Origin of the sequence: Bacillus sp. FSL K6-4563, from assembly GCF_038630405.1 — a bacterium.
Classification (GTDB): Bacteria; Bacillota; Bacilli; order Bacillales; family Bacillaceae; genus Bacillus; species Bacillus pumilus.
Window position 1 is genome coordinate 92,920 of record NZ_CP152030.1, and the last position, 16,231, is coordinate 109,150.

Sequence of the window (16,231 nt, forward strand, 5' to 3'; positions counted from 1 at the left end):
TCGGTTTTGTACTTTTTCGGAGAGTTTGATCCTGGCTCAGGACGAACGCTGGCGGCGTGCCTAATACATGCAAGTCGAGCGGACAGAAGGGAGCTTGCTCCCGGATGTTAGCGGCGGACGGGTGAGTAACACGTGGGTAACCTGCCTGTAAGACTGGGATAACTCCGGGAAACCGGAGCTAATACCGGATAGTTCCTTGAACCGCATGGTTCAAGGATGAAAGACGGTTTCGGCTGTCACTTACAGATGGACCCGCGGCGCATTAGCTAGTTGGTGGGGTAATGGCTCACCAAGGCGACGATGCGTAGCCGACCTGAGAGGGTGATCGGCCACACTGGGACTGAGACACGGCCCAGACTCCTACGGGAGGCAGCAGTAGGGAATCTTCCGCAATGGACGAAAGTCTGACGGAGCAACGCCGCGTGAGTGATGAAGGTTTTCGGATCGTAAAGCTCTGTTGTTAGGGAAGAACAAGTGCGAGAGTAACTGCTCGCACCTTGACGGTACCTAACCAGAAAGCCACGGCTAACTACGTGCCAGCAGCCGCGGTAATACGTAGGTGGCAAGCGTTGTCCGGAATTATTGGGCGTAAAGGGCTCGCAGGCGGTTTCTTAAGTCTGATGTGAAAGCCCCCGGCTCAACCGGGGAGGGTCATTGGAAACTGGGAAACTTGAGTGCAGAAGAGGAGAGTGGAATTCCACGTGTAGCGGTGAAATGCGTAGAGATGTGGAGGAACACCAGTGGCGAAGGCGACTCTCTGGTCTGTAACTGACGCTGAGGAGCGAAAGCGTGGGGAGCGAACAGGATTAGATACCCTGGTAGTCCACGCCGTAAACGATGAGTGCTAAGTGTTAGGGGGTTTCCGCCCCTTAGTGCTGCAGCTAACGCATTAAGCACTCCGCCTGGGGAGTACGGTCGCAAGACTGAAACTCAAAGGAATTGACGGGGGCCCGCACAAGCGGTGGAGCATGTGGTTTAATTCGAAGCAACGCGAAGAACCTTACCAGGTCTTGACATCCTCTGACAACCCTAGAGATAGGGCTTTCCCTTCGGGGACAGAGTGACAGGTGGTGCATGGTTGTCGTCAGCTCGTGTCGTGAGATGTTGGGTTAAGTCCCGCAACGAGCGCAACCCTTGATCTTAGTTGCCAGCATTTAGTTGGGCACTCTAAGGTGACTGCCGGTGACAAACCGGAGGAAGGTGGGGATGACGTCAAATCATCATGCCCCTTATGACCTGGGCTACACACGTGCTACAATGGACAGAACAAAGGGCTGCGAGACCGCAAGGTTTAGCCAATCCCATAAATCTGTTCTCAGTTCGGATCGCAGTCTGCAACTCGACTGCGTGAAGCTGGAATCGCTAGTAATCGCGGATCAGCATGCCGCGGTGAATACGTTCCCGGGCCTTGTACACACCGCCCGTCACACCACGAGAGTTTGCAACACCCGAAGTCGGTGAGGTAACCTTTATGGAGCCAGCCGCCGAAGGTGGGGCAGATGATTGGGGTGAAGTCGTAACAAGGTAGCCGTATCGGAAGGTGCGGCTGGATCACCTCCTTTCTAAGGATATATGGAGCAGCGTGCGTTTTCGTCTTGTTTAGTTTTGAAGGATCATTCCTTCAAGACATGTCTCTAGCGAGACAGGATTGTTCTTTGAAAACTAGATAACAATAAGTAATACATTCACATTGAATGCAATGCAAAGTTCATCACACATAGTGATTCTTTCTAAAGTAAGAAATGGTTAAGTTAGAAAGGGCGCACGGTGGATGCCTTGGCACTAGGAGCCGATGAAGGACGGGACGAACACCGATATGCTTCGGGGAGCTGTAAGCAAGCTTTGATCCGGAGATTTCCGAATGGGGAAACCCACTGCTCGTAATGGAGTAGTATCCATACTTGAATACATAGAGTATGAGAAGGCATACCCGGGGAACTGAAACATCTAAGTACCCGGAGGAAGAGAAAGCAAATGCGATTCCCTGAGTAGCGGCGAGCGAAACGGGAACAGCCCAAACCAAGAGGCTTGCCTCTTGGGGTTGTAGGACACTCTATACGGAGTTACAAAGGAACGATATAAGCGAAGAGGTCTGGAAAGGCCCGCCAAAGAAGGTAACAGCCCTGTAACTGAAATGTTGTTCTCTCCAGAGTGGATCCTGAGTACGGCGGAACACGTGAAATTCCGTCGGAATCCGGGAGGACCATCTCCCAAGGCTAAATACTCCCTAGTGACCGATAGTGAACCAGTACCGTGAGGGAAAGGTGAAAAGCACCCCGGAAGGGGAGTGAAATAGATCCTGAAACCGTGTGCCTACAAGTAGTCAGAGCCCGTTAAAGGGTGATGGCGTGCCTTTTGTAGAATGAACCGGCGAGTTACGATCCCGTGCAAGGTTAAGCAGAAGATGCGGAGCCGCAGCGAAAGCGAGTCTGAATAGGGCGCATGAGTACGTGGTCGTAGACCCGAAACCAGGTGATCTACCCATGTCCAGGGTGAAGTTCAGGTAACACTGAATGGAGGCCCGAACCCACGCACGTTGAAAAGTGCGGGGATGAGGTGTGGGTAGGGGTGAAATGCCAATCGAACCTGGAGATAGCTGGTTCTCTCCGAAATAGCTTTAGGGCTAGCCTCAAGGTAAGAGTCTCGGAGGTAGAGCACTGATTGGACTAGGGGCCCCTACCGGGTTACCGAATTCAGTCAAACTCCGAATGCCGATGACTTATCCTTGGGAGTCAGACTGCGAGTGATAAGATCCGTAGTCGAAAGGGAAACAGCCCAGACCGCCAGCTAAGGTCCCAAAGTATACGTTAAGTGGAAAAGGATGTGGAGTTGCTTAGACAACCAGGATGTTGGCTTAGAAGCAGCCACCATTTAAAGAGTGCGTAATAGCTCACTGGTCGAGTGACTCTGCGCCGAAAATGTACCGGGGCTAAACGTATCACCGAAGCTGCGGACTGTTCTTACGAACAGTGGTAGGAGAGCGTTCTAAGTGCTGTGAAGTCAGACCGGAAGGACTGGTGGAGCGCTTAGAAGTGAGAATGCCGGTATGAGTAGCGAAAGACGGGTGAGAATCCCGTCCACCGAATGCCTAAGGTTTCCTGAGGAAGGCTCGTCCGCTCAGGGTTAGTCGGGACCTAAGCCGAGGCCGAAAGGCGTAGGCGATGGACAACAGGTTGATATTCCTGTACCACCTCCTCACCATTTGAGCAATGGGGGGACGCAGGAGGATAGGGTAAGCGCGGTATTGGATATCCGCGTCCAAGCAGTTAGGCTGGGAAATAGGCAAATCCGTTTCCCGTGAAGGCTGAGCTGTGATGGCGAGCGAAATTTAGTAGCGAAGTTCCTGATTCCACACTGCCAAGAAAAGCCTCTAGCGAGGTGAGAGGTGCCCGTACCGCAAACCGACACAGGTAGGCGAGGAGAGAATCCTAAGGTGATCGAGAGAACTCTCGTTAAGGAACTCGGCAAAATGACCCCGTAACTTCGGGAGAAGGGGTGCTTCTTAGGGTGTTAAAGCCCCGAGAAGCCGCAGTGAATAGGCCCAGGCGACTGTTTAGCAAAAACACAGGTCTCTGCGAAGCCGTAAGGCGAAGTATAGGGGCTGACGCCTGCCCGGTGCTGGAAGGTTAAGAGGAGCGCTTAGCGTAAGCGAAGGTGCGAATTGAAGCCCCAGTAAACGGCGGCCGTAACTATAACGGTCCTAAGGTAGCGAAATTCCTTGTCGGGTAAGTTCCGACCCGCACGAAAGGCGCAACGATCTGGGCACTGTCTCAACGAGAGACTCGGTGAAATTATAGTACCTGTGAAGATGCAGGTTACCCGCGACAGGACGGAAAGACCCCGTGGAGCTTTACTGCAGCCTGATATTGAATGTTGGTACAGCTTGTACAGGATAGGTAGGAGCCTTGGAAACCGGAGCGCTAGCTTCGGTGGAGGCATCGGTGGGATACTACCCTGGCTGTATTGACCTTCTAACCCGCTGCCCTTATCGGGCAGGGAGACAGTGTCAGGTGGGCAGTTTGACTGGGGCGGTCGCCTCCTAAAATGTAACGGAGGCGCCCAAAGGTTCCCTCAGAATGGTTGGAAATCATTCGCAGAGTGTAAAGGCACAAGGGAGCTTGACTGCGAGACCTACAAGTCGAGCAGGGACGAAAGTCGGGCTTAGTGATCCGGTGGTTCCGCATGGAAGGGCCATCGCTCAACGGATAAAAGCTACCCCGGGGATAACAGGCTTATCTCCCCCAAGAGTCCACATCGACGGGGAGGTTTGGCACCTCGATGTCGGCTCATCGCATCCTGGGGCTGTAGTCGGTCCCAAGGGTTGGGCTGTTCGCCCATTAAAGCGGTACGCGAGCTGGGTTCAGAACGTCGTGAGACAGTTCGGTCCCTATCCGTCGCGGGCGCAGGAAATTTGAGAGGAGCTGTCCTTAGTACGAGAGGACCGGGATGGACGCACCGCTGGTGTACCAGTTGTTCTGCCAAGGGCATCGCTGGGTAGCTATGTGCGGACGGGATAAGTGCTGAAAGCATCTAAGCATGAAGCCCCCCTCAAGATGAGATTTCCCATTCCGCAAGGAAGTAAGATCCCTGAAAGATGATCAGGTTGATAGGTCTGAGGTGGAAGCGTGGTGACACGTGGAGCTGACAGATACTAATAGATCGAGGACTTAACCTATATTCTAATGTGAAGCTTGAACATTGTTATCTAGTTTTGAGAGAACATTCTCTCCATCAGGTTTGGTGGCGATAGCGAAGAGGTCACACCCGTTCCCATACCGAACACGGAAGTTAAGCTCTTCAGCGCCGATGGTAGTTGGGGGTCTCCCCCTGTGAGAGTAGGACGCCGCCAAGCTTGTATAAGGATCAGTTCCATACGGAACTGGTCTTTTTTGTGTTTTTGAAAAACTTACTTCTATTAAATCGCTTTGTAAAGTGAGAAGTGATGACGTAGTAAGCCTCATCGATCAATTAATCCTTCCGTTCGTCTCACTTTCATGTATTCTCATTGAACAACGCAGCTGTTGTGTGGATCGGTCGTTCAATTCGTATAGGTTGAAGATCAAAAGAATAGAAAGCAGCCAATAAGAATTTTCTTTGGCAACCAGATACAGAGGGCTGTTTAGAGACACACTAGATAACTGAGTATTGCCAAAGAACATAGAGCACCTTCAATTAATTTTTTCACCCGCTCTAAGTAAGAACAAGAAAGAATCAATAACTAACTTGTTAAGCAAGTAACACTTTAATATTGAAGATGGTAAAGAACAGCATCATTTACGAATATTTTTACACGAAAATGATTTCTCAGAAAAATAAAATAATAAAAGAATCCCTTCTCTAGATGATTTGTATGAGAAGATATATTGAAGAAAACAAGCATATAAAAAACATGAAAAGGGTCATTTCACACCAATAAAGCTTTATTAGAGCGCTTTTTAACAAAAAAACATAAAAAAATGAAAAAAAGACTTTTAAAATGATGAGACAAGTGGTAAACTTCTTTAGGTGCCTTAACGAAAAGATGAAAAAAACAACGTTAAAATAAATTCAAAAATTATTTTAAAAAAGTCTTTACAAACAATATCTTATCGTTATATAATACTACTTGTCGGATCGAGAGACATTCGAAATGACAACACAATATGGAGGATTAGCTCAGCTGGGAGAGCATCTGCCTTACAAGCAGAGGGTCGGCGGTTCGAGCCCGTCATCCTCCACCATATTTATTCTTACATAATGTTAGGATAGATAAAGCCGGTGTAGCTCAACTGGTAGAGCAACTGACTTGTAATCAGTAGGTTGGGGGTTCAAGTCCTCTTGCCGGCACCAGTTTCATATGGTAAGATAGACAAATCGCTTTTAAAGCGAGCCATTAGCTCAGTTGGTAGAGCATCTGACTTTTAATCAGAGGGTCGAAGGTTCGAGTCCTTCATGGCTCACCATGTTTCATGCGGGTGTGGCGGAATTGGCAGACGCGCTAGACTTAGGATCTAGTGTCTTTATGACGTGGGGGTTCAAGTCCCTTCACCCGCATTGCCAAATAAAATAAAGAAATCCTGTAATGCGGAAGTAGTTCAGTGGTAGAACACCACCTTGCCAAGGTGGGGGTCGCGGGTTCGAATCCCGTCTTCCGCTTATACCATCCACGCCGGGGTGGTGGAATTGGCAGACACACAGGACTTAAAATCCTGCGGTAGGTGACTACCGTGCCGGTTCAAGTCCGGCCCTCGGCATTATAAAATAAGCGCCCGTAGCTCAATTGGATAGAGCGTTTGACTACGGATCAAAAGGTTAGGGGTTCGACTCCTCTCGGGCGCGCCATTAAGATCGGGAAGTAGCTCAGCTTGGTAGAGCACTTGGTTTGGGACCAAGGGGTCGCAGGTTCGAATCCTGTCTTCCCGACCATCTTTTATGGGGCCTTAGCTCAGCTGGGAGAGCGCCTGCCTTGCACGCAGGAGGTCAGCGGTTCGATCCCGCTAGGCTCCACCAATATGATCTTTGAAAACTAAACAAGACAAAACGTACCTGTTAATTCGAGTTTTTATAAAAAAATCCTATGTTATATCATAGGTAGTCAGTCAAACACTGACGAAAAACAAAACTTCGGTTTTGTACTTTTTCGGAGAGTTTGATCCTGGCTCAGGACGAACGCTGGCGGCGTGCCTAATACATGCAAGTCGAGCGAACAGAAGGGAGCTTGCTCCCGGATGTTAGCGGCGGACGGGTGAGTAACACGTGGGTAACCTGCCTGTAAGACTGGGATAACTCCGGGAAACCGGAGCTAATACCGGATAGTTCCTTGAACCGCATGGTTCAAGGATGAAAGACGGTTTCGGCTGTCACTTACAGATGGACCCGCGGCGCATTAGCTAGTTGGTGGGGTAATGGCTCACCAAGGCGACGATGCGTAGCCGACCTGAGAGGGTGATCGGCCACACTGGGACTGAGACACGGCCCAGACTCCTACGGGAGGCAGCAGTAGGGAATCTTCCGCAATGGACGAAAGTCTGACGGAGCAACGCCGCGTGAGTGATGAAGGTTTTCGGATCGTAAAGCTCTGTTGTTAGGGAAGAACAAGTGCGAGAGTAACTGCTCGCACCTTGACGGTACCTAACCAGAAAGCCACGGCTAACTACGTGCCAGCAGCCGCGGTAATACGTAGGTGGCAAGCGTTGTCCGGAATTATTGGGCGTAAAGGGCTCGCAGGCGGTTTCTTAAGTCTGATGTGAAAGCCCCCGGCTCAACCGGGGAGGGTCATTGGAAACTGGGAAACTTGAGTGCAGAAGAGGAGAGTGGAATTCCACGTGTAGCGGTGAAATGCGTAGAGATGTGGAGGAACACCAGTGGCGAAGGCGACTCTCTGGTCTGTAACTGACGCTGAGGAGCGAAAGCGTGGGGAGCGAACAGGATTAGATACCCTGGTAGTCCACGCCGTAAACGATGAGTGCTAAGTGTTAGGGGGTTTCCGCCCCTTAGTGCTGCAGCTAACGCATTAAGCACTCCGCCTGGGGAGTACGGTCGCAAGACTGAAACTCAAAGGAATTGACGGGGGCCCGCACAAGCGGTGGAGCATGTGGTTTAATTCGAAGCAACGCGAAGAACCTTACCAGGTCTTGACATCCTCTGACAACCCTAGAGATAGGGCTTTCCCTTCGGGGACAGAGTGACAGGTGGTGCATGGTTGTCGTCAGCTCGTGTCGTGAGATGTTGGGTTAAGTCCCGCAACGAGCGCAACCCTTGATCTTAGTTGCCAGCATTTAGTTGGGCACTCTAAGGTGACTGCCGGTGACAAACCGGAGGAAGGTGGGGATGACGTCAAATCATCATGCCCCTTATGACCTGGGCTACACACGTGCTACAATGGACAGAACAAAGGGCTGCGAGACCGCAAGGTTTAGCCAATCCCATAAATCTGTTCTCAGTTCGGATCGCAGTCTGCAACTCGACTGCGTGAAGCTGGAATCGCTAGTAATCGCGGATCAGCATGCCGCGGTGAATACGTTCCCGGGCCTTGTACACACCGCCCGTCACACCACGAGAGTTTGCAACACCCGAAGTCGGTGAGGTAACCTTTATGGAGCCAGCCGCCGAAGGTGGGGCAGATGATTGGGGTGAAGTCGTAACAAGGTAGCCGTATCGGAAGGTGCGGCTGGATCACCTCCTTTCTAAGGATATATGGAGCAGCGTGCGTTTTCGTCTTGTTTAGTTTTGAAGGATCATTCCTTCAAGACATGTCTCTAGCGAGACAGGATTGTTCTTTGAAAACTAGATAACAATAAGTAATACATTCACATTGAATGCAATGCAAAGTTCATCACACATAGTGATTCTTTCTAAAGTAAGAAATGGTTAAGTTAGAAAGGGCGCACGGTGGATGCCTTGGCACTAGGAGCCGATGAAGGACGGGACGAACACCGATATGCTTCGGGGAGCTGTAAGCAAGCTTTGATCCGGAGATTTCCGAATGGGGAAACCCACTGCTCGTAATGGAGTAGTATCCATACTTGAATACATAGAGTATGAGAAGGCATACCCGGGGAACTGAAACATCTAAGTACCCGGAGGAAGAGAAAGCAAATGCGATTCCCTGAGTAGCGGCGAGCGAAACGGGAACAGCCCAAACCAAGAGGCTTGCCTCTTGGGGTTGTAGGACACTCTATACGGAGTTACAAAGGAACGATATAAGCGAAGAGGTCTGGAAAGGCCCGCCAAAGAAGGTAACAGCCCTGTAACTGAAATGTTGTTCTCTCCAGAGTGGATCCTGAGTACGGCGGAACACGTGAAATTCCGTCGGAATCCGGGAGGACCATCTCCCAAGGCTAAATACTCCCTAGTGACCGATAGTGAACCAGTACCGTGAGGGAAAGGTGAAAAGCACCCCGGAAGGGGAGTGAAATAGATCCTGAAACCGTGTGCCTACAAGTAGTCAGAGCCCGTTAAAGGGTGATGGCGTGCCTTTTGTAGAATGAACCGGCGAGTTACGATCCCGTGCAAGGTTAAGCAGAAGATGCGGAGCCGCAGCGAAAGCGAGTCTGAATAGGGCGCATGAGTACGTGGTCGTAGACCCGAAACCAGGTGATCTACCCATGTCCAGGGTGAAGTTCAGGTAACACTGAATGGAGGCCCGAACCCACGCACGTTGAAAAGTGCGGGGATGAGGTGTGGGTAGGGGTGAAATGCCAATCGAACCTGGAGATAGCTGGTTCTCTCCGAAATAGCTTTAGGGCTAGCCTCAAGGTAAGAGTCTCGGAGGTAGAGCACTGATTGGACTAGGGGCCCCTACCGGGTTACCGAATTCAGTCAAACTCCGAATGCCGATGACTTATCCTTGGGAGTCAGACTGCGAGTGATAAGATCCGTAGTCGAAAGGGAAACAGCCCAGACCGCCAGCTAAGGTCCCAAAGTATACGTTAAGTGGAAAAGGATGTGGAGTTGCTTAGACAACCAGGATGTTGGCTTAGAAGCAGCCACCATTTAAAGAGTGCGTAATAGCTCACTGGTCGAGTGACTCTGCGCCGAAAATGTACCGGGGCTAAACGTATCACCGAAGCTGCGGACTGTTCTTACGAACAGTGGTAGGAGAGCGTTCTAAGTGCTGTGAAGTCAGACCGGAAGGACTGGTGGAGCGCTTAGAAGTGAGAATGCCGGTATGAGTAGCGAAAGACGGGTGAGAATCCCGTCCACCGAATGCCTAAGGTTTCCTGAGGAAGGCTCGTCCGCTCAGGGTTAGTCGGGACCTAAGCCGAGGCCGAAAGGCGTAGGCGATGGACAACAGGTTGATATTCCTGTACCACCTCCTCACCATTTGAGCAATGGGGGGACGCAGGAGGATAGGGTAAGCGCGGTATTGGATATCCGCGTCCAAGCAGTTAGGCTGGGAAATAGGCAAATCCGTTTCCCGTGAAGGCTGAGCTGTGATGGCGAGCGAAATTTAGTAGCGAAGTTCCTGATTCCACACTGCCAAGAAAAGCCTCTAGCGAGGTGAGAGGTGCCCGTACCGCAAACCGACACAGGTAGGCGAGGAGAGAATCCTAAGGTGATCGAGAGAACTCTCGTTAAGGAACTCGGCAAAATGACCCCGTAACTTCGGGAGAAGGGGTGCTTCTTAGGGTGTTAAAGCCCCGAGAAGCCGCAGTGAATAGGCCCAGGCGACTGTTTAGCAAAAACACAGGTCTCTGCGAAGCCGTAAGGCGAAGTATAGGGGCTGACGCCTGCCCGGTGCTGGAAGGTTAAGAGGAGCGCTTAGCGTAAGCGAAGGTGCGAATTGAAGCCCCAGTAAACGGCGGCCGTAACTATAACGGTCCTAAGGTAGCGAAATTCCTTGTCGGGTAAGTTCCGACCCGCACGAAAGGCGCAACGATCTGGGCACTGTCTCAACGAGAGACTCGGTGAAATTATAGTACCTGTGAAGATGCAGGTTACCCGCGACAGGACGGAAAGACCCCGTGGAGCTTTACTGCAGCCTGATATTGAATGTTGGTACAGCTTGTACAGGATAGGTAGGAGCCTTGGAAACCGGAGCGCTAGCTTCGGTGGAGGCATCGGTGGGATACTACCCTGGCTGTATTGACCTTCTAACCCGCTGCCCTTATCGGGCAGGGAGACAGTGTCAGGTGGGCAGTTTGACTGGGGCGGTCGCCTCCTAAAATGTAACGGAGGCGCCCAAAGGTTCCCTCAGAATGGTTGGAAATCATTCGCAGAGTGTAAAGGCACAAGGGAGCTTGACTGCGAGACCTACAAGTCGAGCAGGGACGAAAGTCGGGCTTAGTGATCCGGTGGTTCCGCATGGAAGGGCCATCGCTCAACGGATAAAAGCTACCCCGGGGATAACAGGCTTATCTCCCCCAAGAGTCCACATCGACGGGGAGGTTTGGCACCTCGATGTCGGCTCATCGCATCCTGGGGCTGTAGTCGGTCCCAAGGGTTGGGCTGTTCGCCCATTAAAGCGGTACGCGAGCTGGGTTCAGAACGTCGTGAGACAGTTCGGTCCCTATCCGTCGCGGGCGCAGGAAATTTGAGAGGAGCTGTCCTTAGTACGAGAGGACCGGGATGGACGCACCGCTGGTGTACCAGTTGTTCTGCCAAGGGCATCGCTGGGTAGCTATGTGCGGACGGGATAAGTGCTGAAAGCATCTAAGCATGAAGCCCCCCTCAAGATGAGATTTCCCATTCCGCAAGGAAGTAAGATCCCTGAAAGATGATCAGGTTGATAGGTCTGAGGTGGAAGCGTGGTGACACGTGGAGCTGACAGATACTAATAGATCGAGGACTTAACCTATATTCTAATGTGAAGCTTGAACATTGTTATCTAGTTTTGAGAGAACATTCTCTCCATCAGGTTTGGTGGCGATAGCGAAGAGGTCACACCCGTTCCCATACCGAACACGGAAGTTAAGCTCTTCAGCGCCGATGGTAGTTGGGGGTCTCCCCCTGTGAGAGTAGGACGCCGCCAAGCTTGTATAAGGATCAGTTCCATACGGAACTGGTCTTTTTTGTGTTTTTGAGAGGTTTGACACCATATAAATGTGGAAATAATATTCTTAGTTGAGCGATTATCTTGAAAAATCGACCGAAAAAATTTATAGTAAGATTAAAGTCAAATATAGTCAAAGTCAATGGAGGAGGAGGCGGAGTGGCACAAAATATTTCTGATATCATCGAGCAGTATTTGAAAGAAGTCTTGGATCAGAATGGTCGAGAAATATTAGAAATTAAGCGCAATGAAATTGCAGATAAGTTTCAATGCGTACCTTCACAAATTAACTATGTTATCAATACACGCTTTACGAGCGAGAGAGGCTATATCGTTGAAAGTAAGCGTGGCGGCGGTGGCTATATCCGCATCATTAAAGTCAAAATGAATGATGAAGTCGACTTATTGAACAATATTATTTCCCAAATATATCATCGTTTATCACAGGCTGCCTCTGATCATATCATCATGCGTCTTGTCGAAAATAACATTTTATCTGAAAGAGAAGCAAAGATGATGATCAGTGTCATGGACCGTTCTGTTTTGCACATTGATTTACCTGAACGGGATGAATTGCGGGCTCGGATGATGAAAGCGATGTTAAATGCTTTGAAATTAAAGTAAAGCGGGTGAAAAGATTGATTTGTCAAGAATGCAATGAGAGACCAGCCACTTTTCACTTTACGAAAGTTATAAATGGAGAAAAACAGGAAATGCACATATGTGAACAATGTGCAAAAGAAAACAGTGATTCATATGCTATGAGTGGAAACCAAGGTTTCTCGATTCACAACCTATTATCAGGCTTACTGAATATTGATCCTAGCTTTACCACAAGTGCGAATAAGGGATCATCCATTTTTCAAGAAGCGAGAGAAGTGGATCAATGTCCTAAATGTGGCTTAACCTTTCAACAATTCAGAAAAACAGGCCGTTTTGGCTGTGCAGAATGCTATCGTTCATTTGATCAGTATCTAAACCCTGTTTTACGGAAAGTCCATAGTGGAAATACAGTCCATCATGGAAAAGTGCCTAAACGGATTGCCGGTAGTCTTCATGTGCGTCGGAAACTTGAGTTGATGCAGCAAGAGCTAAAGCAGTTAATTGAACAAGAAGAGTTTGAAAAAGCAGCGGAAGTTCGAGATCAAATTCGTGCATTAGAGCATGAGCAATCTCAGCAGAGGGAGGGAGATTAACAACATGTCGCTCCAGCATTTTATTCAAGACGCTTTAAGTCAATGGATGAAACAAAAAGGACCAGAAAGTGACATTGTTCTAAGCAGTCGAATCAGGCTAGCGCGCAATCTAGAGCATGTTCGTTTCCCAACTCAGTTTTCTCAGGAAGAGGCTGAAGCTGTTCTCCAGCAATTCGAGCAAAAGTTTGCTAGCCAGGAAGTGAAGGACATCGGAAACTTTGTTCTAATTCGAATGAATGAAACACAGCCTTTAGCAAAGAGGGTACTTGTTGAAAAGCATTTGATTAGCCCAAACTTAGCAGAATCAAGATTTGGCGGTTGTTTGCTTTCTGAAAATGAAGAAATCAGTGTGATGCTGAATGAAGAAGACCATATTCGGATCCAATGCTTATTTCCAGGATTCCAACTAGCCAATGCACTGAAAGCGGCTAACCAGATAGATGACTGGATTGAAGAGCAAGTGGATTATGCGTTTTCTGAAAAGCGAGGATACTTAACGAGCTGTCCAACCAATGTAGGTACAGGTATTAGGGCTTCGGTCATGATGCATTTACCAGCTTTAGCCCTCACAAGACAAATGAATCGGATTATTCCGGCGATTAATCAATTAGGTCTTGTAGTCAGAGGAATTTATGGTGAAGGCAGCGAAGCAATAGGGAACATCTTTCAAATTTCAAATCAAATGACACTTGGTCAATCAGAAGAAGACATTGTAGATGATTTAAATAGTGTGACCGCTCAGCTCATTGAACAAGAGCGATCTGCACGAAAAGCGTTATATCAAACATCTAAAATTGAACTTGAGGACAGAGTGTACCGTTCGTTAGGGATTTTGTCCAATTGTCGTATGATTGAATCAAAGGAAACAGCAAAGTGTTTGTCAGATGTGCGCCTTGGAATTGATTTAGGTATCATTAAGGGGCTTTCAAGTAATATACTGAATGAACTCATGATTTTGACACAGCCTGGCTTTCTTCAACAATATTCAGGAGGAGCTCTGGAGCCAAATGAACGAGATATAAAACGAGCAGCGATTATTAGAGAAAGGCTGCGTTTAGAAATGCATAGGAATGGACAGGAGGATGAAACGATATGATGTTTGGAAGATTCACTGAAAGAGCTCAAAAGGTATTAGCACTTGCACAAGAAGAAGCCATTCGCCTAGGCCATAAGAACATTGGTACTGAACACATTTTACTTGGTCTAGTTCGTGAGGGTGAGGGCATCGCCGCAAAAGCGTTAGAAGCACTGGGCCTTGTTTCAGATAAAATCCAAAAAGAAGTCGAAAGCTTGATTGGAAGAGGGCAAGAGGTGTCTCAAGCTATTCCTCATTATACGCCTAGAGCGAAGAAGGTCACTGAGCTTTCAATGGATGAAGCAAGAAAGCTAGGTCATTCCTATGTAGGGACAGAACATATTCTATTAGGTCTTATTCGCGAGGGAGAGGGTGTAGCTGCCCGCGTGTTAAATAACCTCGGAGTGAGCTTAAATAAAGCACGTCAGCAAGTCCTGCAGCTGCTTGGCAGCAATGAAACAGGTGCATCTGCCGCTGGCTCTAACAGCAATGCAAATACACCAACATTAGATAGCTTGGCAAGAGATTTAACAGCGATTGCGAAAGAAGATAGCTTGGACCCTGTTATTGGACGAAGCAAAGAAATTCAGCGTGTCATCGAGGTTTTAAGCAGAAGAACAAAGAATAACCCTGTGCTGATTGGTGAGCCTGGTGTTGGTAAAACAGCCATTGCTGAAGGTCTGGCACAGCAAATTATTCATAATGAAGTGCCTGAAATCCTGCGCGATAAACGAGTGATGACGCTTGATATGGGAACTGTTGTAGCGGGAACGAAATATCGTGGTGAATTTGAGGATCGCTTGAAAAAAGTCATGGACGAAATTCGTCAGGCAGGAAATATCATTCTCTTCATTGATGAGCTTCATACATTGATTGGTGCTGGTGGAGCAGAGGGTGCGATTGACGCATCTAATATTCTCAAACCATCCTTAGCACGTGGAGAGCTTCAATGTATTGGGGCGACAACGTTAGATGAGTACCGTAAATATATTGAAAAGGATGCTGCGCTTGAACGACGTTTCCAGCCAATTCAAGTAGATCAGCCATCTGTTGATGAAAGTATTCAAATTTTAAGAGGACTTAGAGATCGTTATGAGGCACATCACCGTGTGTCCATTACAGATGAAGCGATTGAGGCGGCGGTGAAGTTATCTGACCGTTATATATCTGATCGTTTCCTTCCAGATAAGGCGATTGATTTAATTGATGAGGCAGGGTCGAAAGTCCGCTTACGTTCTTTCACAACACCGCCTAACCTAAAAGAACTAGAGCAAAAGCTAGATGAAGTACGCAAGGAAAAGGATGCGGCTGTTCAAAGTCAGGAATTTGAAAAAGCAGCTTCTCTTCGCGATACAGAGCAGCGTTTGCGTGAAAAAGTAGAAGTCACAAAGAAATCTTGGAAAGAAAAGCAAGGTCAGGAGAATTCAGAGGTATCAGTGGATGATATCGCAATGGTTGTCTCTAGCTGGACGGGAGTGCCTGTTTCAAAAATTGCCCAAACCGAAACAGATAAGCTTCTAAATATGGAACAATTACTCCATTCTCGTGTAATTGGGCAGGATGAAGCAGTTGTCGCTGTAGCAAAAGCTGTGAGACGTGCGCGTGCTGGCTTAAAAGATCCAAAACGTCCAATCGGCTCATTTATCTTCTTAGGCCCAACAGGAGTTGGTAAAACGGAGCTTGCAAGAGCACTCGCAGAGTCTATTTTCGGTGATGAAGAAGCGATGATTCGTATCGATATGTCTGAATACATGGAAAAACACTCTACATCTAGACTTGTTGGGTCACCTCCAGGCTATGTTGGCTATGAAGAAGGCGGACAACTGACTGAAAAAGTGAGAAGAAAACCTTATTCTGTTGTGCTTTTAGATGAGATTGAAAAGGCGCATCCAGATGTATTCAACATCTTACTGCAAGTGTTAGAGGATGGTCGTCTGACTGATTCTAAAGGGCGTACTGTTGACTTTAGAAACACGATTTTAATCATGACATCCAACGTTGGAGCTAGTGAACTGAAGCGAAATAAATATGTTGGCTTTAATGTGCAGGATGAAGGTCAAAATTACAAGGATATGAAAGGCAAAGTGATGGGCGAGTTGAAACGTGCGTTTAGACCAGAATTCATCAACCGTATTGATGAAATCATTGTCTTCCATTCTCTTGAAAAGAAACATCTAAAAGAGATCGTGTCTCTCATGTCTGATCAATTGACGAAACGATTAAAAGAACAAGACCTTTCAATCGAATTGACAGAAGCAGCAAAAGCGAAGATTGCCGACGAAGGTGTAGACCTTGAGTACGGTGCGCGTCCGTTAAGAAGAGCGATTCAAAAGCATGTGGAAGATCGACTTTCTGAGGAGCTTCTGAAGGGCAATATTGAAAAAGGTCAACAAATCGTATTAGATGTGGAAGATGGAGAAATTGTCGTAAAAACGACGGCTGCTACGAACTAATATAGTAAGAAAAAAGTGTGAGGCATACCAGTCA

At 48.3% G+C, this 16,231-nt stretch carries 4 protein-coding genes, 9 tRNA genes and 6 rRNA genes; all 19 read left to right on the top strand.

Annotation, left to right across the window (positions count from 1 at the left end; genetic code table 11):
* The first annotated feature begins 13 nt into the window (after positions 1 to 13).
* Positions 14 to 1,562: ribosomal RNA gene (locus MHH54_RS00495) — 16S ribosomal RNA — on the top strand.
* Between the two features lie 182 nt (positions 1,563 to 1,744).
* Positions 1,745 to 4,675, top strand: a 23S ribosomal RNA gene (locus MHH54_RS00500).
* Positions 4,676 to 4,736: 61 nt separating this feature from the next.
* A 5S ribosomal RNA gene (gene rrf / locus MHH54_RS00505) occupies positions 4,737 to 4,852 on the top strand.
* Between the two features lie 792 nt (positions 4,853 to 5,644).
* Positions 5,645 to 5,720: transfer RNA gene (locus MHH54_RS00510), tRNA-Val, on the top strand.
* Between the two features lie 33 nt (positions 5,721 to 5,753).
* Positions 5,754 to 5,829: transfer RNA gene (locus MHH54_RS00515), tRNA-Thr, on the top strand.
* Between the two features lie 37 nt (positions 5,830 to 5,866).
* Positions 5,867 to 5,942, top strand: a tRNA-Lys gene (locus MHH54_RS00520).
* Between the two features lie 8 nt (positions 5,943 to 5,950).
* A tRNA-Leu gene (locus tag MHH54_RS00525) sits at positions 5,951 to 6,033 on the top strand.
* Between the two features lie 30 nt (positions 6,034 to 6,063).
* Positions 6,064 to 6,135: transfer RNA gene (locus MHH54_RS00530), tRNA-Gly, on the top strand.
* A gap of 12 nt (positions 6,136 to 6,147) precedes the next feature.
* Positions 6,148 to 6,233 (top strand) — tRNA-Leu (locus MHH54_RS00535).
* A gap of 11 nt (positions 6,234 to 6,244) precedes the next feature.
* Positions 6,245 to 6,321, top strand: a tRNA-Arg gene (locus MHH54_RS00540).
* 7 nt (positions 6,322 to 6,328) lie between these two features.
* Positions 6,329 to 6,405: transfer RNA gene (locus MHH54_RS00545), tRNA-Pro, on the top strand.
* 8 nt (positions 6,406 to 6,413) lie between these two features.
* A tRNA-Ala gene (locus MHH54_RS00550) sits at positions 6,414 to 6,489 on the top strand.
* Positions 6,490 to 6,616: 127 nt separating this feature from the next.
* Positions 6,617 to 8,165: ribosomal RNA gene (locus MHH54_RS00555) — 16S ribosomal RNA — on the top strand.
* Positions 8,166 to 8,347: 182 nt separating this feature from the next.
* Positions 8,348 to 11,278, top strand: a 23S ribosomal RNA gene (locus tag MHH54_RS00560).
* 61 nt (positions 11,279 to 11,339) lie between these two features.
* Positions 11,340 to 11,455: ribosomal RNA gene (gene rrf / locus MHH54_RS00565) — 5S ribosomal RNA — on the top strand.
* Together the 16S, 23S and 5S rRNA genes with 9 tRNA genes alongside form the textbook arrangement of a ribosomal RNA operon.
* 177 nt (positions 11,456 to 11,632) lie before the next feature.
* Entirely contained in the window at positions 11,633 to 12,097 is a 465-nt protein-coding gene (locus tag MHH54_RS00570; protein WP_003217184.1) for a CtsR family transcriptional regulator, read from the top strand.
* A gap of 14 nt (positions 12,098 to 12,111) precedes the next feature.
* On the top strand, positions 12,112 to 12,669 hold the full coding sequence (locus MHH54_RS00575) for a UvrB/UvrC motif-containing protein (RefSeq protein ID WP_034620770.1): 558 nt from the start codon (positions 12,112 to 12,114) through the stop codon (positions 12,667 to 12,669).
* 4 nt (positions 12,670 to 12,673) lie between these two features.
* Positions 12,674 to 13,765, top strand: a complete 1,092-nt coding sequence (locus tag MHH54_RS00580) for a protein arginine kinase (protein ID WP_003217181.1) — start codon at positions 12,674 to 12,676, stop codon at positions 13,763 to 13,765.
* Positions 13,762 to 16,197, top strand: a complete 2,436-nt coding sequence (gene clpC, locus MHH54_RS00585) for an ATP-dependent protease ATP-binding subunit ClpC (protein WP_003216969.1) — start codon at positions 13,762 to 13,764, stop codon at positions 16,195 to 16,197. Before MHH54_RS00580 ends, clpC begins: the two co-directional genes overlap by 4 nt.
* Positions 16,198 to 16,231 lie beyond the last annotated feature (34 nt).

Coding starts and splice junctions, on each gene's coding strand:
- MHH54_RS00580 (WP_003217181.1), top strand. CDS start 12,674: ATGTCGCTCCAGCATTTTATTCAAGACGCTTTAAGTCAATGGATGAAA.
- clpC (WP_003216969.1), top strand. CDS start 13,762: ATGATGTTTGGAAGATTCACTGAAAGAGCTCAAAAGGTATTAGCACTT.